We start from the raw sequence: 20,297 nt of genomic DNA, 5'->3' as shown, positions 1-20,297 counted from the left end.
CAGTAATACGACGTCGGGAACCGGAGATACACATGTCCAAGGGAGCCTCTTCCACATCCACGCCGAACGCGCACCGGGGCCGGAACCTGTTCCGTGCCACCGGCATAACGCTGGGCTGGTTCCTGGGCTTCATTGGCGTGAGCGCACTGTGCGGCGCCCTGGTGGCCGGGTTGATGGTTCCGGCCGCAGCCCTGGCGGAGACGGCGGTTACGGGCAGCACTGCAGCGCTGTCCACCAACCTCCCCAAGGATGTGTTCGCGGCGCCGCCGGCCCAGATGACGCGCGTGCTTGCAGCGGACGGGTCCCAGATTGCCACTCTTTTCAGTGAGAACAGGACCCGGATAACGCTGGATCAGATGTCCCCCAACATCAAAAATGCGATCGTGGCAATCGAGGACTACCGCTTTTACCAGCACGGCGGTATTGACCCTGCGGGCATCCTGCGGGCCGCGATGATTGACGCCGCCGGCGGCCACCAGGGGGCTTCCACGCTGACCCAGCAGTATGTGACCAACATGCTCAACGAGAACCTGATTGCCCAGGGCAAGGACGCCCAGGTAGTGCTCAACGGGCAGAAGAGCATGAACAAAAAAATCCAGGAGATGAAGCTCGCCATCGGCCTGGAGGAGCAGTACTCGAAGGACCAGATCCTTGCCGGATACCTGAACGTCGTCGGTTTCAACGCCAACGCATACGGGATCCAGGCGGCGAGCCAGTACTTCTTTTCCGTGGATGCCAAGGACCTCACCTTGCCCCAGGCCGCGCTGTTGGCAGGCCTGGTGAACGGCCCCTCGCTCTACGATCCGACAGTGCACCCGGAAGCGTCCAAATCCCGGCGGGACCTGGTGCTGGACGCAATGCTGGAACACGGCTACATCGACCAGCGGCAGCACGACGACGCCGTGAACACCCCCATTCAGCTCAAACTCAATCCCCCGAAACAGGGTTGTGCCTACGCTTCCCAGGCGCAGTACTTCTGCGACTACGTCCTGCACCAGATCGAGAATGACCCGTCCTACGGGGCCACCCAGGACGAGCGGGACCAGAAGATCATGGCCGGCGGCCTGACCATCAAGACCACGCTGGACCCGCGCCTGGAGGGGCCGGCCCAGACCCAGGTGGACGCCACGACGGGCGCGAACCCGGACAAGTGGGGCACCTCGCTGGTAACCATTGAACCGGGCACCGGGAAAGTCCTGGCCATGGCGCAGAACTCCCGGAAGCTGCCCGGCGAAGGCACCGGTTTTGTGTCCGACTACAACTTCAACGTGGACAGCGCTGACGCGGCCGGCAACAGCCTGGGCGGTGTGGGCGGCATGCAGCCAGGCTCGACGATGAAACCCGTCACCCTCGCCGCCTGGCTTGGCGAGGGGAAGTCAACCAACCAGGTTGTCGATGCTTCCCGCCGCCGTTATGGCATCAACTATCCGTGGAAGACCACCTGCCATCCCGTCCAGGGCTGGTTCGACAGCACCGTACCGCAATCGGCGGACCTGCAAAACGATGAGCCCAACTGGTACCGGCCCATGACGGTCCGTGAAGGCATCTACCAATCCATCAACACGGCCACGTTCGCCTCCCTCGCCGGGCTCAATGATGTCTGCGACGTCCAACGCGCCGCAGATGCCATCGGCCTGCACCTGGGCAGCGGAAAAGACGAAAAGATCGACCTCTCAACCCTGGGAAATATCCTGGGCAGCCAAAACGTGGCCCCGCTGACCATGGCCAACGCATTCGCGACGTTCGCGGCCAACGGCACCTACTGCGCCCCCATGTCCATCACTGAAGTAGATGACGCCCAGGGCAACAAGATCGGCGGCCAAACATCGTCCTGCCAGGCCGGCGCCCTGAAACCGGATGTGGCCAAGGCCGTCACCAACGTCCTCCAGGACGTCCTCACGAAAGGCTCCGGCCTGTTGATCCCGCAGAAACTCGGGGTGCCGGATGCCGCCAAGACCGGTACCAACGAATGGAACAACCAGACCTGGGTGGTGGGCTACACCAAGGGCCTGGCCACCGCGTCCTTCTTCGGGGACCCCTTCAACGGTGGACCGGGCCGGTTGGGACGGAACGTCACCATCAACGGCAAGTTCTACCCCGCCGTCGATGGAGCCTTCATCGCGGGCCCGCAATGGGCCCAGTACATGCAGGCGGCCGTGGGCCTCTACGACCATGGCAACTTCGACGCACCGCCGCAGAACCTCATCAGTGGCCCGTCAGACCAGCGCGGGAAGACTACTTCACCGAGCGCAGGCCGCTGAACGCCGGCCTGGAGCCTGCCAGGCTGACGGACGGAAGTGAAGACGGCGCTATGGTTTCACTCCCGGCCTCGCCGGCTTCCTGACCCCCGCGAGCAGGAAGACCCCGGCGATGGCGGTTGCACCGGACAGGAGGAACAGGACAATCGCAAGCGGAGGCGCCGTGTCCGCCTCGCCGAGGATGGTGACACCGATCGCCACGGCAACCAGGGGGTCGATGACGGTGAGTCCGGCGACCACCAGTTCGGGCGTTCCCCGGCTGTGGGCGTTCTGGACCAGGAAGCTCCCTGCGAGGCCGGCAACGACCAGGCCGGCGACGCATGTCAGGGACAGCCACTCGAAATCGCCCTGGAACAGCCGGCCGATCACGGTTTTGGCCAGGGCCGCGACGAATCCGAACAGGACCCCGGCGCCGGCGGTGAAGACCACCGCGCCCGCCCGGTGGCGCCACAACATAAAGGCGACGGCCACGCAGGCAAGGACCGCGGCCAAAACGATGAGGATGGTGACCAGGTGCCGGTCGCTGATCTCCACGTCCTGTGCTGACAGCGCCGCTACCGCAACGAACACCCCCACGCCGCCCATGCACAACCCGACGGCGGTGAGGGACCGGCGTCCGGGGGACCTGCGGGTTATCCGCGCCGTGGCCAGCGTGGTGACCACCAGGGCCACCGCACCGATGGGCTGGACCACGATCAACGGGGAGAACCGGAGGCTGGTGAGCTGGAGGAGGATGGCGCCGCCCAGCATCGCTGTCCCGGCAAGCCACTTTGGATTTCGAACGAGGGCCTGGAGGCGTCCTCCGCCCATGCTTCCGACAGCACGCCCGGAAGCGGCAGGCTGGTCTTCCACGGCCCGGTGCTGGAACAACGTTCCAAGCGCAAGCAGGATGGCGCCGGCCACCGCGATAGGGATCCCAAGCCAGTGGTAGGACGTTAGGGCGGACACCGACGCTGCCTGGATCATGATCAGACCTTACCCAAGCCTGCGGGATCACGTCGGTATCCCGGGGACCGCTGAAAGTCTAGGAAAGTTCGTTCTGGGAAACTTTTCCTGACGCCGGAATGGGCCCTGGATCCACGGCCGTCGATCGTCTGCGCCGGAACAACAGGGCAAAGGCGGCAGCGCCGGCCAGGAATATCAGTCCTGCCACCCAGGTGTTTACCCGCAGGCCCAGAATCAGGTTGGCGTAGTCGGACCTCATCAATTCAAAGGCAAAGCGTCCCGCCGTGTAGCCGGCAACGTAGAGTGCGAACACGCTGCCCGCACCCAGAACGAAGCGCCGGTCCAGATACAGCAGGACGGCTCCGACCGCTACGCACCAGATCGATTCGTAAAGGAACGTTGGCTGAAAATAGCCGATGACCACGGGAGCTCCCGAGGGGCCCAGAACGGCGGAACCGGAAGCGGGATCCATCTGATGGATCTGAAGCTTCCAGGGAAGGGTGGTGGGATCCCCGTACAGTTCGTTGTTGAACCAGTTTCCCCACCGGCCCAGGGCCTGGGCGAAGACCAGGCCCGGCGCCGCGGCGTCCATGAACGCCACCAAAGAGACGTGCTTCCGGCGACAGCCAACCCAGGCGCCGACGATACCCAACGCCACGGCACCCCAAATCCCCAGTCCACCGTCCCAGATTGCAAAGGCGTTCCACGGATTCCTGCCTGGCTGGAAGTACAGCTCGGGGTCGGTGATGACGTGGTAGGCGCGCCCCCCGATGATCCCGGCCGGGACCGCCCACACACAGATGTCCAGGACCTGTTCGGCCTGGCCGCCCCTCGCGTGCCAGCGCCGGGACGTCAGCCAGACAGCAAAGATGATGCCGGCCATGATGCAGAGCGCATAGAAATGGATGGTCAGCGGGCCGATGTGAAAAGCGCTAACCGTCGGGGAGGGGATGAATGGGCCGTTGTCGGTCATGGGGTCCTGTTCTGGAGGTCTGCTGCGGTCGCTCTTTTCGGGGCCGGTTCGTCCCGTACGACGAGGAGGCCGGGCCGATACTGGGGCGCCGGCGACGCAGTACCGTACATCATGGTGTCTGGTTTTGCTGGCTGTGGTTCTGGCCTTGGAGTTCGTCCTCCAATTCCAGCAGTGCGGCGAGGGCTGCAAGGGCAGGGATGGCGTCTTCTATCGCCTGCTGTTCTGCTGGAGTGAGTTGCCGCAGTGCCTGGCCCAGCCTTCGGTGGTTCGCTGCCTGCCACCCCGAGAGGACTTCCGCTCCGGCGCTGGTGAGTTTGAGGGTCACGGCCCGGCGGTCTCCGGGCCTGGGGGTACGGGTGACCAGCCCTGAAGTCACCATTTGTTGGATGAGGCTGCTCACGGTGTTGGTGGCCAGCCTTTGACGCTCCGCCAGGTCGCGGACTCCGATGCCCGGCTCATCGGCCAGCCGCTGAAGGACCTCCACCTGTGCCATGGGCAAAGACTCCCATGGGAAATCCTGCCGGACGCTCGAGCGCAGGACCCGGCGAAGGCGCGTTATCACTCCCGTCAGCGACCATGCATCCGCGCCGGAAGGGTCATGCGCAGGTGCCGCAGCGGGGGAAGAGGGGACACGCATCGTGTTCATACCGTGAGCTTATCCTTTTAGTTCCCACGTAGAATAGTTCTGTGACAGAACAAGATGCCCGCCAGGGAGTCCCCTTAGCCCCCGATTCAGCCGTCGGCTGGGGGAAACTGTTGCGGGAACCGGCCCGGCCGGACTGGGTCCGAAGGCGGCCGGGGGCTGCCTGGCTGGTGGTTGCCACCGTGTGCATTGGTGCTTTCATGGGCCAGTTGGACGCCAGCATCGTGACATTGGCGGTCCCAAGCATCAGAACCGAAATGAACGCTTCGCTCGCGCAGGTGGAATGGGTTGCCCTGATCTACCTGCTGGTGCTGGTGGGCAGCATCTCGGCCGTCGGCCGCCTGGCAGACATGGTGGGGCGGAAACTGCTCTACACCTACGGCTTCGCTTTGTTTACCCTCGCTTCCCTGGGCTGCGCGCTGGCGCCGGACATAACCTGGCTCCTGGTGGCCAGGGGGGTTCAGGCGGTAGGGGCGAGCATGCTCCAGGCGAACAGCGTCGCGCTGATCCGGACCAGCATGCCCGCCGGGAAGCTCGGCAAGGCCATCGGGCTTCAAGGGGCCGCGCAGGCGGTTGGCCTGGCCATGGGCCCTTCCGTGGGCGGCGTACTCATTGGCCTGGGCGGCTGGCGGTGGGTCTTCTTCGTCAACATTCCCGCAGGCGTCATCGGGGTGGTGCTGGGCTGTTTGCTGCTGCCTCGAACCCGGGTCAAGGCTCCCCTCGTGAGGCTGGACTGGCCAGGGCTGGTGGCCCTGATGCCGGCTGTTGGTGCCCTCCTTCTGGCATTGTCCGAGGCATCCAGGTCCGGTTTCGGTAACCCTCCTGTTCTGGGCCTGCTGGCATCATCAGCTGTTCTGTTCGTCGTGTTTGTCCTGCTCGAACGCCGGGCGCGGCATCCCTTGGTGGATCTCTCACTGTTCCGCACCGGGACCTTCAGCCGGGGCATCGCGACCGGCCTGCTGAGTTATCTCGTGCTCTTCGGGGTTCTGTTCGTCACGCCCCTGCACCTGGAGTCCGAGTATTCCCTGCCACCCGCCCAAGCAGGTTTGCTGCTGACGGTGCTTCCAGTGGCACTTGGACTCGTGGCTCCTGCTGCGGGTTTTGTCGCGGACCGGTCCGGAGCCCGGCTGCCCACCTCGGCCGGTATGGGGCTGGCCGCGGCCGCCCTGGCCATCCTGGTTTGGCCTTCTCCGAGTCTGTGGATTACTGCGGCCGGCTTGGCTGCCCTGGGCCTGGGACTGGGCCTTTTCACGCCGGCAAACAACGCTGCGGTGGCAGCTGCCGGACACGATCACCAGGCGGGCATGGTCAGCGGCGTGATGAACATGACCCGGGGAGTGGGAACCTCTCTCGGCGTGGCATTGGGGGCAGCAGCATATTCGCTCGCCCCTGCCCTTGCAGACAGTTCAGGCATGCCAGGCGGGTCCGGTCTCGGTTTCCAGATGGCCGCCGCACTCCTGGCGGTCCTTGCTGCCGTGGCGGCAGCCCTGTCATTACTCGGACGGCCCTCCGTGCCGGCCTCGGCACGCCTCAGGAAGTAAGGGGGCCGGCCAGCGGCGGAGCCGCCTCCTACCGCGTATCCACGTCCTCGAATACCAGGAACGTCTGCGTATCCAGCACGCCCGGCATGGTCTGCAGCTGGTCGAAGATGACCCGGCGCAGGTCGATGTTGTCCACGGCGCGGACCAGCAGGATGACGTCGAAGTCCCCGCCCACCAAGGCGATGTGGTGCACCTCGGGAATGGCTCCCAGCTGGTCCCGCAGTTCACGCCAGGAATCCTGCTTCAGTTTCAGCGTCACGTACGCGGAGGACTTCAGCCCTGCCTTGATGGGATCCACCAGCGCGGTAAACCGGGTCAGCACCCCATCAGAAGTCAGCCGGGAAATCCGGGAGTAGGCGTGCGCACGCGAGATGTGCACGTTCTCGGCCACCTGCGTCACGGACATCCGGCCGTCCCGGGTCAGCTCCGAAATAATGCGGCGGTCAATCTCATCCAGCGGAACCTCGGCAGCAGCATCCTTGCCCGGCATTTTGTCCACGACTCCCGTCGGTAATCCACGTCATAGTTACAAATCGTCTTCCATATTAGGGACTTCAGAGCAGCTTCTCCATGATTCACCCAGGTACTGGATACGAAACCTTCGTCAGGACAATACTGGGAGGGAATAGTGGCTACCGAAGGACGGACCAATGACGATCTCCGCAGACCACACCGCGCCGGACACCACCAGCAGCGCAGCGCCAGGAAACGCGCTCACGGAAGCTGTGAAGAAGTTCGGCATCACGGTGGAGGACTACATGCTCCCCGCCCGGCACCAGATCCAGATGGTGGACCCGGACGGCCGGCTCATCCCCGAAGGTGAGCAGGGCACCCAGCCGGGCCACGAATACCCCGTACCCGGCGACAAGGAACTGCTGGCAGCGTACGAGCAGCTCGTCGTCGGCCGCCGCGTCAACGACCAGAACTCCGCCCTGGTCCGGCAGGGCCGCATGGCCGTGTACCCGTCCAGCCACGGCCAGGAAGCCTGCCAGGTGGCCGCGGCCCTCTGCCTCTCCGAGGGTGACTGGATGTTCCCCACCTACCGCGACGCCGTCGCAGTGATGACGCGCGGCGTTGACCCCGTCCAGGTAATGACCATCTTCCGCGGCGACTGGCACGGCGGCTACGACCCCCTCAAATACAAGGTGGGCATCCAGTGCACGCCGCTGACCACCCAGCTGCTGCACGCCGTCGGCGTCGCCCACGCCGCCAAGTTGCGCGGCGAGGACACCGTGGTGCTGGCCATGTGCGGTGACGGCGCCACCAGCGAAGGTGACTTCCACGAGGCGCTCAACTTCGCCGCCGTCTTCCACCTGCCGGTGATCTTCTTCGTGCAGAACAACAAGTACGCCATCTCGGTGCCGTTGGCGCACCAGTCCGTGGCGCCGTCGCTCGCGCACAAGGCCGTGGGCTACGGCATGGCGGGCGAACGCGTGGACGGCAACGACGTCGTGGCACTCCTCGCCGTCCTGGACCGCGCCGTGAAGCTGGCCCGCGAAGGCTCCGGACCGCTGCTCGTGGAGGCCAACACCTACCGCATGCAGGCCCACACCAACGCCGACGACGACACCCGCTACCGGGAAAGCGCCGAGGTTGCGGAGTGGCGGGCCAAGGACCCCGTCAACCGGATGCGCACCTACCTCACGGGGAGGGGGCTTTTGGACGACGACGGCGAGGCCCGGATCCGCGACCACGCCGAGGCGGTTGCCGCGCAGCTGCGCGAGGGCCTGGGCGAGGACGTGCCCGTGGACCCGCAGGAACTCTTCCGCCACGTCTTCGCTGCGCGGACGCCCCAGCTGAAGGAACAGTCGGCCATGCTCGCCGACGAGCTGGCCCGCGACGCCGCAGCAACCGATTCGAAGGAGGCCGGCAAGTGAGCCCCACCATCACCACATCGTCCGAGGCCAACGGCAACGTGTCCGCCGCCACCGCCCGCGCGGCAGCTTCAGCCGCCGCGTCCGCCGAAGCAGCCGGACCGCAACCGGTCACCATGGCCAAGGCACTGAACACCGCACTCGCCGACGCCATGTCCGCCGATTCCTCCGTCCTGGTGTTCGGCGAGGACGTGGGCATGCTGGGCGGCGTCTTCCGCATCACCGACGGACTCACCGCCATGTTCGGGGAGCAGCGCTGCTTTGACACCCCGCTGGCCGAATCCGGCATCGTGGGCATGGCCGTGGGCATGGCCATCAACGGCATGCGCCCCGTCATCGAGATGCAGTTCGACGCCTTCGCGTACCCCGCATTCGAGCAGATCGTCAGCCACGTGGCCAAGATGCACAACCGCACCAAGGGCGCCGTGAAGCTGCCCCTGGTGATCCGCATCCCGTACGGCGGCGGCATCGGGGGAGTGGAGCACCACTGCGACTCCTCCGAGTCCTACTACGCCCACACCGCCGGCCTGAAGGTCTACACCCCGGCCACCGTTGCAGACGGTTACCGGATGCTCCGCGAGGCCATCGACTCCGACGATCCGGTGGTCTTCATGGAGCCCAAAAAGATGTACTGGACCAAGGACTCCGTGGACCTTTCGGAGCTCCGGCGCCTCCACGAGGACTCCCGTGCGGAAGGCACGACGGCGGGACTCGGCACTGAGGGCCGTGCCGCCGTCGCGCGTCCGGGCACGGACGCGACGCTGATTGCGTACGGTCCGTCCGTCCCCACCGCGTTGGCCGCCGCCGAGGCGGCAGCTTTGGAGGGGCGTTCGCTCGAAGTAATCGACGTGCGGACCATCGTGCCGTTCGATGACGCCACCGTGTGCGAATCGGTGCGCAAGACTGGCCGCGCCGTGGTGATCGCCGAGGCCCACGGCTTCGCGTCCGTGTCCTCCGAGATTGTGGCCCGGGTGCAGGAGCGCTGCTTCCACTACCTGGCCGCCCCCATCCGGCGCGTGACCGGGTTCGACGTCCCCTACCCCGCACCCAAACTCGAGAAGTACTACCTGCCCGGCGTGGACCGCATCCTCGACGCCGTTGACGACCTTCAGTGGGAGAACTGACCATGAGCGAACCACGTGTGTTTTTGCTGCCGGACCTCGGCGAAGGCCTCACCGAAGCCGAGCTGGTGTCCTGGCACGTCGCCGTCGGTGACGAGATTTCCGTCGACCAGCCGATCGCAGAGGTGGAGACCGCCAAGTCCGCCGTCGAGGTCCCGTCCCCTTACGCCGGCATCGTGGCCGAGCTGCACGGGAAGCCGGGGGAGACCATCGACGTGGGGAAGCCGCTGATCTCGGTGACGCCCTTTGGTTTCGCTCCCGTGGGTGCCGCGGATGATGCCGCCCCCGCCCCTTCGCCGGACAGCAGTCGTCCTGCGGACGATGCTGCCGGCTCAGGAAGCGGCCCCGGACTTCCCAATGCTCGCAAGCTCGCATCGGGTCCCTCGTCCGGTTCCTTAGAAGCCACTCCCGGGGCGGCATCATCCGCGGCGACTGAGGCGGAGACCTACCGCGAAGAGGAGAAGGCCGGATCCGGGAATGTGTTGATCGGGTACGGAACTCCGGGCGGCCATGGCCAGGCCCGGCGTACCCGTGCACGGAAGTCTTCCGTAGCTGTGGACGAGCGGACTGAATCCGCTTCTGCCGAGCTGTCCAAGGAGGATGAGCTCGCACTGCTCCGCACCCGCGTACCCGGCAAGCTCGGTGCCGTGATCTCGCCGCTGGTCCGGCGCATGGCCCGGGAGCACGGCGTGGACCTGGGCGACATCTCCGGCTCCGGCGACAGCGGACTGATCATGCGCCGCGACGTGGAGGCGGCGATGAAGACGGCGGCGCCGGCGGCAGCACCGGAAGCCGCGCCTGAAGCCGAGCCTGAAGCCGAGCCTGTTGAAGCGCTATCGGGTCCTGTTGAGCCGGTCGAAACCAAGGGCACCGACCCCCGCACCGGCCTTGGCGTTGCCGCCCGCACTCCGGTCCGCGGGGTCCGGAAGGCTGTGGCCACCAACATGGTCCGCAGCCGTTCCGAGATTCCGGAAGCCACCGTGTGGGTGGACGTGGATGCCACCGCTTTGATGGAGCTGCGCGAGGGGCTGAAGGCGGGCGGCGCGGAGGTCCCCGGCCTGCTCGCGTTCATTGCGCGGTTCGTCACGGCAGGCCTGAAGAAGTACCCGGAGCTGAACACCCGCATCGAGACGGCGGAGGACGGGACTCAGGAGATCGTGTCGTTCGACGGGATCAATCTGGGCTTCGCCGCCCAGACCGACCGGGGCCTGGTGGTCCCGTCCGTGCGGAGTGCCGAGAAGCTCAGCGCCAGGGAGCTGGATGCGGAGATCCGCCGGCTCACCCAGGTGGCCCGCGATGGCAAGGCGACTCCTGCTGAGCTGGGCAGCGGCACGTTCACGCTGAACAACTACGGCGTGTTCGGCGTCGACGGCTCAGCGGCGATCATCAACCACCCGGAGGTGGGCATCCTCGGTGTGGGGCGGATCATCGACAAACCATGGGTGGTTAATGGTGAACTGGCTGTCCGGAAGGTCACCGAGCTAACCCTGACGTTCGACCACCGGGTCTGCGACGGCGGCACGGCCGGCGGCTTCCTCCGCTTCGTCGCCGACGCCATCGAAGCCCCGATGTCGCTCCTGGCAGACATCTAGCCTCGTCCTGTCGACGCGCAGAACTGTACCCGACGCGCAACCAGGCCGGCGCACCCCATATGCGGGCAGCGCCGGCCTTTTTGCGCCTCGAAACTTCGTTTGGGTATCGCCCGGGGGTAGCCCGCCACGCGGATGGCGGACGTACGACGGCGGACGCCTGCCGCCGTCGTACGTGCTCATCCTTCAAAGCGGAGCGTGACCACCAAGCCGATCAGCGCGACTATTCCGGCCAGCAGCATCGCTGCCCGGGGGTTACCGAAGTTCAAAGTCCACCCGATGCCGAACCTGCGGGGGACCAGCAGTGCCGGGTCTTCCCGGTTGATATAGATCACGCCGCCGCGCCAGTACCTGTCATCATCGCGGTGGGTAAGCCCCGTGTCCTCCCCGTTTCCGCCGCGGTCCCTGTTGTTCCTGGCCAGGACCGCGACGGCTGCCGCCACGGAGGCCAGGACGGGGACCACGATCACCAGCGGCGCCCACCGGGTAACAGTCCCGGTCCACATCAACAGCGACGACCCCATCAAGCCCAGATCGATCATGGCGACCAGTCCAAGCAGCGCCTTGGCACTTAGCGTCATGTAGTGCCGGCCCCAGCGCGAGGATCCCACGGGGCGGGCCGGGTCCAGATCAGGTCTGCTGCGGACGATCGCCGCCGCAATCCCTGCCAGCAGCGCTGTGAGGCCGAGCTGCAGGAAGACCAGCGAAAAAGCCGAGCCGACTGACTTCACTTCCAGCCTGTTGGGCAGACCGTTGGCGCCATAGTGCACTGCGAGGGTTTGGGGCATGGAGGGGTACATCACGACGCCGACGACCGCCGTCGCAGCCGTGATGACCGCCGCCGGCGCCACCCAGCGCCAGGGGAACCGCGGAGGACTGGTTCGCAGCTCCGTGTCCACCGCGATGCCCTGGTGCAGCCCCTCGAACCAACCACCGGCACGCTTCGCTGCCCGGATCTCCTGACGGGCCAGGAAGAAGCAGCCGTACCAGGTACCAACCAGCACCAGCACCGACAACGGCAGCAGCAATGGCTGCCCGGTTACCGCCACGCTGCCCACACCGGCTGCCGCAATGACACCACCGCACAGCAGGACCCGCCGCCGGTAAATGCGCGTTTGCCTGGTAACCACCTGGTTGGCAGCGTATTGTGCCGGGACGCGGACCCCGAAGGGAATGGTGTCACTGGTCACCGATGGCAACACCAGGGCCAGCAGCAGTACCAGTCCCAGCAGCACGAAACCCAGAATGACGGAGACAATCATCGCGTGTCCTCCTGCTTTGCGGGACCAAAGGAAGTGAGCAGTGTTTGGCAGGTCCTGAGCACCTCGTCGGGAGATATTCCACGGGCCACGGCCTCGGCCAGGAGGGTCCGGGCCCTGGCGGTCCAGTCGGAGGGGAGGACCTGGTCCGTGGCAGCCGCGGTCACCACCGCCCCGGTCCCGCGGCTAAGGCGGATCAGCCCTTCCTGCCGAAGGAGGTCGTAGGCCTTGTTGACCGTATGGAAGTTGACGCCGAAATCAGCGGCGAGCGTGCGGGTGGGCGGCAGCGGGCTGCCTTCCGTCAGTGCGCCGTGCGCGATCGCTTCCACGACCTGGTCCCGGATCTGCTGATAGATCGGTACGTCGGCGCTCAGGTCCACGTTGAGGATCAACGCACCTCCAACCCTTCCCTTTGTTCTATTAGTTATAGAACAAAGTTGTGGCCGCCGCCAGGGGTCTGAACATAGGGGAAAGACGGGAGGCCGGGGTGGAGGTTTCGGTTTTTCCGCCAGGGTCTTTACGCCCAGGCTGCAGGTTATTAAAGTGATAGGCGTCATAGTCCGGATGGGCGCCGGGGAGCGTCCGGGAAGGGGGAGTGCATCACCGCTGACCATTACCTGATGACAATTGACAACTACGTTGAAAGCCCCTCCTAGGAGGGGCTTTCCCCTTGTCCCGGAAGGCCCCGGCTTTCGGGCGGCTCGCTTATCCGAGACCGGAGGAATCGCCGCTCCGCTTGGTTGTCGGTGAGGATCAGAGCCTCCTCAAAAGCCAGCCGGGCCTCCGCCGCACGCCCAAGCCGCGCCAGGAAATCACCCCGGGCCGCGGCCAAGTACGGGTAACGGGCCAGTTGTGGTTCGGCACCGAGGGCATCCAGCTCTCCGAGGGCTTCCGCGGGGCCCAGCGCGAAGCCCAGGGCGATGGCCCGGTTGAGCCGGACCACGGGGGAGGGCCACGTTGCCAGGAGCAGGTCGTAGAGGCCCAGGATCTCGTGCCAGTCCGTGTCCGCCCAGGATCCACTCTCGTCATGCACCGCTGCAATAGCTGCCATGAGGGCGAAGCGGCCTGGCGGACGCGCCGCCAGTGACGCACCCAGCAGCCGCACCCCTTCCTCGATGGCCTGCCGGTCCCACATCGACCTGTCCTGGTTTTCCAGCAGGACCAGATCCCCTTGTCCGTCCAGCCGGGCGCCGGTGCGGGCCCCGGTCAGCAGGATCAGCGCCAGCAGCCCCGCCACGTCGGGGTCCTCCGGGAGGAGCGCGCGCAGCATCCGGGCCAGCTCGAGCCCGCGCCCGGCCAGGTCTCCGCGCATCAAGTCCGCTCCCGACGGAGCCGTGTGCCCCGTGGTGTAGACCAGGTACACCACCGCCAGCACCCCATCAACCCGCTCGTGCAGCTCCGACGCCCCCGGCACGCGGTACGGGATGTGCGCGGCCGCGATCTTCTTCTTTGCCCTGGTAAGACGGGCCGCCATCGTGGTCTCCGGGACGAGGAACGCCCGGGCCACCTCGGCGGTGGAGAGCCCGCACAGGAGCCGCAGCGTCAGGGCCACCTGGGCCTCGAGTGCCAGGGCCGGATGGCAGCAGGTGAAAATGAGCCGGAGGCGGTCGTCCGGGATGTCCTCTCCTTCCGGACCCGCTCCTTCCACAACGGCCTCGTCAACGCCGCGCTCTCCGGGGCTGACCAGCTTGGGCAGGGCACGCTCCGCCGTGGCTGTCCGACGTCGAACGTCCAGGGCCCGCCGTCGGGCCGTCACCGTCAGCCATGCCCCGGGGTTGGTGGGGATCCCGCTCCTGCCCCACGTGGACAACGCGCTGGCGTACGCGTCCTGCACAGTCTCCTCTGCGGCGTCGATGTCACCGGCAACCCGTACCGTCGCCGCCAGCACGAACGCCCACTCCCGGCGGTGCGCATCCGCAACCGCGGCAGCAACTTCTGTCCTGGCGGCCCCCGGCATCAGCTGGCCACCCGCACCGGCCATACTTCGACTCCGACGCCGGCGGGAACCTCCTTGGCGATCTCAAGGGCCTCGTCAAGGTCGGCTGCTTCGATCAGGTAGTAGCCGCCCAAGGTCTCCTTTGACTCCGCGAAGGGTCCGTCCGTCACCGCGAATCCGCCGGACCCATCACGCCGGATTGACGTCGCCGTGGAGGACGGGTGCAAGGCGGCTCCGCCGATCAGGCAAGAGCCGCGCCGCCGCTGGAACTCCTGGTAGCTGGCGCTGACGGATTCCCCTTCCGCCTGCCGGGCCACCGCCTCGTCCTGGTAGATCAGGATCAGGTACTTGGACATGTCATGCTCCCTTCTGTCGTGGTCAAGGGCTCCTCATTGGAGAAGCTCCTACCCATACGACGCACACGGGAAGCGGAAATCGACACCTGCCACAAAATCTCCTCGCATTTTCAAGATACCGCGCAGCGGGGGCCTTGCCGCAAGGCCCCCGGGCTGCCCCATACTGGCGGTCCACAACAAAGGAACGGCGGGGACAACATGCGCGATGTAGTGATCGTGGGCTGCGGACCGACGGGACTGATGCTGGCCGGGGAACTGCGGCTGGCTGGTGTGGACGCGCTGGTCCTGGAGCGGCGCCGGTCCCAGGAGCTGGCCGGCTCCCGGGGCGGCGGAATCCATTCGCGCACCATCGAGCTGCTGGACCAGCGCGGCATCGCGGACCGGTTCCTGGCCGAGGGCAGGACAATCCAGACGGCGACCTTCGGCGGCACCCAGCTGGACCTGGCCGGCCTGCCCACGCGCCACCCCTATACGCTGGCGCTCTTCCAAAACCACATCGAGCGGCTGCTGCTGGAGTGGGTCCAGGAGCTGGGGGTGAAAATTTGGCGTGGTGTGGATGTCACGGAAGTTTCAGTGGACGACGCCGGCGTGGAGGTCCGGCTCGCAGGTGGCGGGACGGTGCGGGCCAGGTACGTTGTGGGCGCTGACGGCGGCCACAGCGTGGTGCGGCGCTCGGCAGGAGTTGCGATGGCGGGCCCGGGCGCCACCCGCAGCACCCTCATTGCGGAGGTGAGGGTGGCGGGGGAGCCGGTCCAGCAGGGGAAGGTGGACAGCCGGGGGATCCACGGGCTCTATCCGATGGGTGACGGGTTGGTCCGGGTGGTGGTCACGGAGGCCTCGCTTGGGCCGGCGTCCGGACCCACCCTGGCGGACTTGAAGCAGGCGTTGACCGAGGTGTTCGGAACGGACTTCGGCGTGCACAGCCCTGTCTGGCTCTCGCGGTTCACGGATGCCACCAGGCAGGCCGAGTCCTATCGGAAAGGCAGGGTGCTGCTGGCCGGCGACGCCGCGCATGTCCACTCACCCACCGGCGGCCTTGGCCTCGGGCTCGGACTGCAGGACGCCGTCAATCTCGGCTGGAAGCTGGGGCAGGTGGTGCGGGGGAGCTCCGGCGAGGAACTGCTGGACACCTACCACGCGGAGCGCCACCCGGCAGGGGCGCGGGCCCTCAAATACACCATGGCGCAGTCCCTCTTCCAGAAGTCGGACCCGCGGCAGGAAGCATTGCGTGATCTGCTCGACGAGGTGCTCGGCGTTGATGCTGCCGGCACGCCCATCGCCGCACTCATCGCGGGGCTGGACGTGGCCTACCACCCGGGAGCGGGCCATCCGCTGCTCGGCCGGCGCATGCCAGACCTGGACATCACCTCTGATGATGGCCCGGTGCGGGTGTACGCGCTGCTGCACCAGGCCCGGCCGGTGCTGCTGGATTTCGGTGGCCCGGCCCTGGAAACCGGCCGCGCAGGAAACGCGCTGTACGTGCCGGCAGCGTACGACGGCGAATGGCAGCTTCCGGTATTGGGTTCGGTGGTGCCGCCCACGGCGGTCCTGGTGCGGCCCGACGGCTACGTCGCGTGGGTGGGTGGAGGCACGGCGGACGGCCTTGCCAACGCACTCAAATCATGGTGTGGCGACGTGCCGCCGCGCATCACCTGAACGCCGACGTCCGGCGGACGCGCCGCTGCGGACAGCTGCTGCCGCGCTACTGCTTCGGGCCTGCGATGTTGACGAGCCAGGGAATGCCGAACTTGTCGGTGCACATGCCAAAGGCATCGCCCCAGATGGCCTTTTCCAGCGGCATGGTGACCGTGCCGCCGTCGGACAGCTTCTCCCAGTACCCCCGCAGTTCGGCTTCGTCGTCGCCGCTGAGGGAAACGCTGAAAGTGTTCCCCGGGGTGTAGTCCATGCGCGCCGGCGTGTCTGAGCCCATCAGGGTGAGCCCCGACGGGCTGTCGAGCTGGGCGTGCATGACCAGGTTGTCTTCGGAGGGATCCTGGCTTGCGTGGAAATCGGCGAAGGTGCTGACGTTCAGCTCGCCGCCAAAGACGTCCTTGTAGAACTCCATCGCCTCCCGGGCGTTGTTGCGGAAACTCAGGTAGGGGTTGAGACGCGTGGCCATGGGGGCTCCTTTATTAACGGACGTCGGTGTCGGCACCGGCCATGCTAGCAGCGCGATGCGCGGACATAGAAGGGGGGCGGCAGTGGAAAGGGGGAGCGCACTAACCCGCTGTTGCGCTCACCGTATGGTCCCGGATCGGGGCGGCCGCGATCTCCCGGAACGCATTGATACCGCCAGGGCGCCGGTGCTGCTCGCTACAGATCCATTAATTGGGGGAAATTGAGCAAAAATTGGGTATTTAGTCCCTACACCGGAGTGGCAGACCATTGTTAGGCTGGCTGAAGGTCAGGCAGGTGGCCCGATTTTTGCCATCGGAGGAATGCCCTTGACCGTCCTGTCCCCACCCCAACTTTCCTTTGGCGCGCCGCCGCCCTTTTAGCTGGCGCGGGTGTGGCCCAGGGAAACCATATTTCGGGGGTGGGCCACATCCGCGCCTTATACTCCGGGGGCCATCAGCGTCGCTGGCTCCCGGGCCCGTCTTTATCAGTGCGGCCGTCCAGCGCAACCGTGTCAGTCGTCGAAGTGGGCCGTCGCGTCTGCCGGGCCTGAAAACCGGTTGACCAATGATTGGGCAAGTTCGTTGAGCTTCTGGTTGCGGGTGTTGGAGGCGCTGCGCAGCAGGTCGAAGGCCGCGTCCTTGCTGTATTTGTTCTGGGCCATGATGATGCCGCAGGCGAGGTCAATGACCGTCCTGGTGTCCATTGCCGCTTTCAGGTTCTCGGCGCGCTGGTCTGCGGAGGCGATCCGGATGGCAAGGCGCAGCGCTTTGGCCGCCATGTCGGCAAACCTTACTCCGCTGGCCACCGCCTGCTCATCGAACAGTCCTCCGGCGGGGGCGAAAAAATCCAGGACCGCACCAGACTCACTGTCCAGTGCCATGGGGATGCCAAGGGCGCTCGCGACGCCGGCGGTGGCCAGTGCGCTGCGGTACTCTGGCCAGCGCCCGTCTGATGACACATCGCCCATGAGGACGGGGACGCCGGTTTGCAGGGCTTCCACGCAGGGGCCATCACCCAGCGTCTGCTCGATCCGGTCAAGTACCACGGCCCTGCCGCTGCTGCCTCCGATAGTGGCGGTGTGCTTGCGCCGGTGCAGCGTTATGGCGCATTCAATCTCTACACCGCTGCTGCCGGTCATTGTGGCTGCTGCATAGTCCGTGATGCCGTCCAGCACAGATTTGATGTCCTCCGTGCGGGCGATCAGGTCGACAATGCCTTCAAAATCGTCCGTGATCTGTGGTTCCGGCATGTCTTCAATCTAGGAGCGCCGGGCACCTCCCACAAGCCGCAGTTCTGTGCGCACACCCATGCTTTTCCCAGCCGGGGCACAGCCCGGTTATGGAAACGTTATATATGCTTGCTTAGTGGTTTTGAGGTCAAGCAGTGGAACTTTGTCAGCAGCGGACGGCGAGGCCGTGCCCGGAGCAGGACTCATCGCGGGGCGGAAGCACGCCCTGGACGGGCTTCGCACCATCGCCGTGGCAGGCGTCTTCTTCTTTCACACGGCTACCGAGTCGATGCCCGGTGGCTCCATCGGCGTCGACGTCTTCTTCACGCTGAGCGGTTTCGTCATCACCCTGTTGATCATGAAGGAATGGATGGCCACCGGCCGGCTCCGCCTGGGCATCTTTTACGCCAGGCGCCTGGCGCGCCTTTGGCCCGCGCTGCTGGCACTCTGCGCGGTGATCGTGGGCGTCGGCCTCGTGTTCCCGGCCTCAGGCTGGGGCGGCCAGGCGGGGTTCGTCCTTCCGGCCGCCGGCTACGTGATGAACCTGGCGCACTTCGGCGCATTCGGCCAGTCCATCGCCGGCGAAACCCTCGGCCCTACCTGGACGCTCGCCGTGGAGGAACAGTTCTACCTCGTGTGGCCGCTGCTCCTGCTGGCGATGCTCCGCTTCTGGAGGGTCCGCACCGCAGCGGTGGCTACCGCAGCCGTGGCCGCCGCTTTCGTGCTGAACCGGTTCCTGCTGGTCAATGCCGGCCAGCCGCTGGCCCGGATTTACAACGGACCGGACACCAGGGCCGACGAACTGCTGGCCGGCTGCGCGCTCGCCCTGCTGTTCACCGCAGTCCGGAAGGGCTCCCGAGTCCACAACGCCCTGGCGTCCGCCGCCCGCTGGGCCGCCCCGGTTGCCGGCGCCGCCCTGGTTGCAGCATTGTTCCTGCTCAAGGAACCGGACGCCCCGGGTGCCTGGTTCAACACTTTCTGGAGCGTTGGTCCCACGGCGCTGGCCGTGCTGGCCGCCGTGCTGATCGGATCCCTGGTCCTGCAACCTGCCGGGTTCTTCTCGCGGTTCCTCAGCCACCCCTGGCTGTCCCGTCCTGGCCGGGACTTGTCCTACGGCATGTATCTGTGGCACCTGCCTGTCTACCTGCTGCTGATGCGGCTGATTCCGTCCCTGCCCCTTCGCATCGCCCTGACTGCAGCGCTTACCGTGCTGCTGGCCTACGCGTCCTTCCGCTTTGTGGAGCGGCCGCTCCGGCGCTGGGCGAACAAAAGGCTGGATCCCGCCGTCGTGCCTTCCCCGCCTGCAGGCACCGGCCCGGCCAAACCGGCAATGCCGGAACGTGAGCCGGAGGGACAACTGGCCCGCTGACAAAAGGAGTTTGTCCGTCAGCTCTCCCTGATCCCGGGAATGCCGAGCACGCTCCGGGACGCTGTCGCTGAGCATCCCGGGCAGCACGCGGCAACCTCCGGTTCGCTGCCGGCGGCGCCTGGAACACCGCAGCAGGCCTCGCCGTGCCACGCGTTGATGCCCTCGCGGACGGCGATGGCCGCAATCACCAGGGCCGCTCCGGCATCTGCCCACCACCAACCCAGTGTGCTGTTCAGGACCAGTCCCACCAGCAGTACGGCGGACAGATAGGTGCACAGCAGGGTCTGCTTCGAGTCCGCCACCGCAGATCTGGATCCCATTTCGCGGCCGGCCCGGCGCTGGGCCCAGGACAGGACGGGCATGACGGCCAGGCTCAGTGCTGCGATGGCGATGCCGGGCGCCGAGTGCTGCGCTTCACCGCCGCCGGCCAGGGAACGGATGGAGTCCGCGGCGACGAAGGCCGCCAGGGCGAAGAACGACACGGCGATGATCCGGAGCGTCAGATGCTCTCGCCGCTGGGGATCCTTGGCCGAAAACTGCCAGGAGAGGGCCATTGCGGAGGCCACCTCTATCACCGAGTCCAGACCAAACCCGATCAGCGCTGAGGAATCCGCGGCGCCTCCCGCCCACAACGCCACCACCGCCTCGACGATGTTGTAGCTGATGGTGGCTGCCGCAAAAATCCTGATCCGCCGCGTCAGCACCCGCCGCCGCGTGGCAGATACATTCATGGCGCTCATGCCAGGCACTCTCCGTTGGGGGCGCAACAGGCGGGGTCCACGGCAAGGACAACGGTGATTAGGTCCCTTATGGCATGGCCGATCCCGGCATCCGCGAGTTCGTACCGGGTGCGGCGCCCGTCCGGAACCGCAACCACCAATCCGCAGCCCCGCAGGCACGTGAGGTGATTGGACATGCTCTGCCGGGAGACACCCACGCTGTCCGCAAGATCAGAGGGATAGGACGCGCCCTCCGCCAGCGCCAGGAGCACGCGGGCGCGGGTGGGATCCGAGACGGCGTGGCCGAAGCGGGCCAGTACCGGGGCATGGGTGAGGGTTTGCATGGATCGAAAGTACAGCGGATGCTG

At 66.3% G+C, this 20,297-nt stretch carries 19 protein-coding genes; 7 read left to right on the top strand and 12 right to left on the bottom strand.

Annotated elements, in window-relative coordinates; all coding sequences use genetic code 11:
- The first annotated feature begins 32 nt into the window (after positions 1–32).
- Entirely contained in the window at positions 33–2,261 is a 2,229-nt protein-coding gene (locus J2X98_RS04650) for a transglycosylase domain-containing protein (RefSeq protein ID WP_141940423.1), read from the top strand.
- Between the two features lie 48 nt (positions 2,262–2,309).
- Here J2X98_RS04650 and J2X98_RS04645 read toward each other — a convergent pair whose 3' ends face one another.
- The 3 genes from J2X98_RS04645 to J2X98_RS04635 all read right to left on the bottom strand — a co-directional run bounded on the left by J2X98_RS04645 (position 2,310) and on the right by J2X98_RS04635 (position 4,669).
- The gene (locus tag J2X98_RS04645; protein ID WP_307304749.1) at positions 2,310–3,224 is read right to left on the bottom strand and encodes a DMT family transporter; all 915 of its coding nucleotides are present in this window, start codon (positions 3,222–3,224) and stop codon (positions 2,310–2,312) included.
- A gap of 58 nt (positions 3,225–3,282) precedes the next feature.
- Positions 3,283–4,176, bottom strand: a complete 894-nt coding sequence (gene lgt / locus J2X98_RS04640) for a prolipoprotein diacylglyceryl transferase (protein ID WP_307304747.1) — start codon at positions 4,174–4,176, stop codon at positions 3,283–3,285.
- Positions 4,177–4,285: 109 nt separating this feature from the next.
- Positions 4,286–4,669, bottom strand: coding sequence for a MarR family winged helix-turn-helix transcriptional regulator (locus J2X98_RS04635; RefSeq protein WP_307304745.1), 384 nt, complete (start codon positions 4,667–4,669; stop codon positions 4,286–4,288).
- Positions 4,670–4,863: 194 nt separating this feature from the next.
- Between J2X98_RS04635 and J2X98_RS04630 the strand changes: the two genes are divergently transcribed.
- Positions 4,864–6,360 carry a DHA2 family efflux MFS transporter permease subunit gene (locus J2X98_RS04630; protein WP_307304744.1) on the top strand — a complete coding sequence of 499 codons (1,497 nt, stop codon included), beginning with the start codon at positions 4,864–4,866 and terminating at the stop codon, positions 6,358–6,360.
- 28 nt (positions 6,361–6,388) lie between these two features.
- Here J2X98_RS04630 and J2X98_RS04625 read toward each other — a convergent pair whose 3' ends face one another.
- Positions 6,389–6,850, bottom strand: coding sequence for an Lrp/AsnC family transcriptional regulator (locus J2X98_RS04625; protein WP_141946154.1), 462 nt, complete (start codon positions 6,848–6,850; stop codon positions 6,389–6,391).
- 160 nt (positions 6,851–7,010) lie between these two features.
- On the opposite strand from J2X98_RS04625, the gene pdhA reads away from it, so the two are divergent.
- Genes pdhA through J2X98_RS04610 form a run of 3 tightly spaced genes read left to right on the top strand, consistent with a single transcriptional unit; the run spans position 7,011 to position 10,947 of the window.
- On the top strand, positions 7,011–8,237 hold the full coding sequence (pdhA, locus tag J2X98_RS04620) for a pyruvate dehydrogenase (acetyl-transferring) E1 component subunit alpha (protein WP_307304742.1): 1,227 nt from the start codon (positions 7,011–7,013) through the stop codon (positions 8,235–8,237).
- On the top strand, positions 8,234–9,358 hold the full coding sequence (locus J2X98_RS04615; protein WP_307304740.1) for an alpha-ketoacid dehydrogenase subunit beta: 1,125 nt from the start codon (positions 8,234–8,236) through the stop codon (positions 9,356–9,358). Before pdhA ends, J2X98_RS04615 begins: the two co-directional genes overlap by 4 nt.
- A gap of 2 nt (positions 9,359–9,360) precedes the next feature.
- A complete protein-coding gene (locus J2X98_RS04610) occupies positions 9,361–10,947 on the top strand; it encodes a dihydrolipoamide acetyltransferase family protein (protein ID WP_307304738.1) in 1,587 nt (528 codons plus the stop codon).
- 176 nt (positions 10,948–11,123) lie between these two features.
- On the opposite strand, the gene J2X98_RS04605 is transcribed toward J2X98_RS04610, so the two are convergent.
- The 4 genes from J2X98_RS04605 to J2X98_RS04590 all read right to left on the bottom strand — a co-directional run bounded on the left by J2X98_RS04605 (position 11,124) and on the right by J2X98_RS04590 (position 14,495).
- Positions 11,124–12,206, bottom strand: a complete 1,083-nt coding sequence (locus J2X98_RS04605) for a DUF1648 domain-containing protein (protein WP_307304736.1) — start codon at positions 12,204–12,206, stop codon at positions 11,124–11,126.
- Positions 12,203–12,595 (bottom strand): GntR family transcriptional regulator, encoded by a 393-nt coding sequence (locus J2X98_RS04600; RefSeq protein WP_307304733.1) that lies wholly within the window; start codon positions 12,593–12,595, stop codon positions 12,203–12,205. Before J2X98_RS04600 ends, J2X98_RS04605 begins: the two co-directional genes overlap by 4 nt.
- Positions 12,596–12,855: 260 nt before the next feature.
- The gene (locus J2X98_RS04595) at positions 12,856–14,184 is read right to left on the bottom strand and encodes an RNA polymerase sigma factor (protein WP_307304729.1); all 1,329 of its coding nucleotides are present in this window, start codon (positions 14,182–14,184) and stop codon (positions 12,856–12,858) included.
- A complete protein-coding gene (locus J2X98_RS04590) occupies positions 14,160–14,495 on the bottom strand; it encodes a YciI family protein (protein WP_307304727.1) in 336 nt (111 codons plus the stop codon). Before J2X98_RS04590 ends, J2X98_RS04595 begins: the two co-directional genes overlap by 25 nt.
- Before the next feature lie 198 nt (positions 14,496–14,693).
- Here J2X98_RS04590 and J2X98_RS04585 point away from each other — a divergent pair, with 198 nt between their 5' ends.
- Complete coding sequence (locus J2X98_RS04585; RefSeq protein WP_307304725.1) at positions 14,694–16,151, top strand: FAD-dependent monooxygenase; 1,458 nt, start codon at positions 14,694–14,696, stop codon at positions 16,149–16,151.
- 46 nt (positions 16,152–16,197) lie between these two features.
- Here the strand turns inward: J2X98_RS04585 and J2X98_RS04580 are convergent, their stop codons facing one another.
- Positions 16,198–16,614 carry a VOC family protein gene (locus tag J2X98_RS04580; RefSeq protein WP_141940435.1) on the bottom strand — a complete coding sequence of 139 codons (417 nt, stop codon included), beginning with the start codon at positions 16,612–16,614 and terminating at the stop codon, positions 16,198–16,200.
- A gap of 510 nt (positions 16,615–17,124) precedes the next feature.
- On the bottom strand, positions 17,125–17,862 hold the full coding sequence (locus tag J2X98_RS04575) for a GAF and ANTAR domain-containing protein (RefSeq protein WP_307304719.1): 738 nt from the start codon (positions 17,860–17,862) through the stop codon (positions 17,125–17,127).
- 142 nt (positions 17,863–18,004) lie between these two features.
- On the opposite strand from J2X98_RS04575, the gene J2X98_RS04570 reads away from it, so the two are divergent.
- Positions 18,005–19,210: an acyltransferase family protein gene (locus tag J2X98_RS04570; RefSeq protein ID WP_307304716.1), complete on the top strand. Its 1,206-nt coding sequence runs from the start codon at positions 18,005–18,007 to the stop codon at positions 19,208–19,210.
- A gap of 17 nt (positions 19,211–19,227) precedes the next feature.
- Here the strand turns inward: J2X98_RS04570 and J2X98_RS04565 are convergent, their stop codons facing one another.
- Together J2X98_RS04565 and J2X98_RS04560 are read right to left on the bottom strand one after the other, a co-directional pair.
- Positions 19,228–19,950 carry a cation transporter gene (locus J2X98_RS04565; protein WP_307304713.1) on the bottom strand — a complete coding sequence of 241 codons (723 nt, stop codon included), beginning with the start codon at positions 19,948–19,950 and terminating at the stop codon, positions 19,228–19,230.
- Positions 19,947–20,273: an ArsR/SmtB family transcription factor gene (locus tag J2X98_RS04560; RefSeq protein ID WP_141940439.1), complete on the bottom strand. Its 327-nt coding sequence runs from the start codon at positions 20,271–20,273 to the stop codon at positions 19,947–19,949. The genes J2X98_RS04565 and J2X98_RS04560 overlap by 4 nt, the downstream gene beginning before the upstream one ends.
- Between the last annotated feature and the right edge of the window lie 24 nt (positions 20,274–20,297).

It is taken from the genome of Pseudarthrobacter enclensis, from assembly GCF_030811655.1.
Classification (GTDB): Bacteria; Actinomycetota; Actinomycetes; order Actinomycetales; family Micrococcaceae; genus Arthrobacter; species Arthrobacter enclensis_A.
Note: the sequence above shows the minus strand (reverse complement) of the source record. Positions and strands in the feature narration are given on the sequence as shown.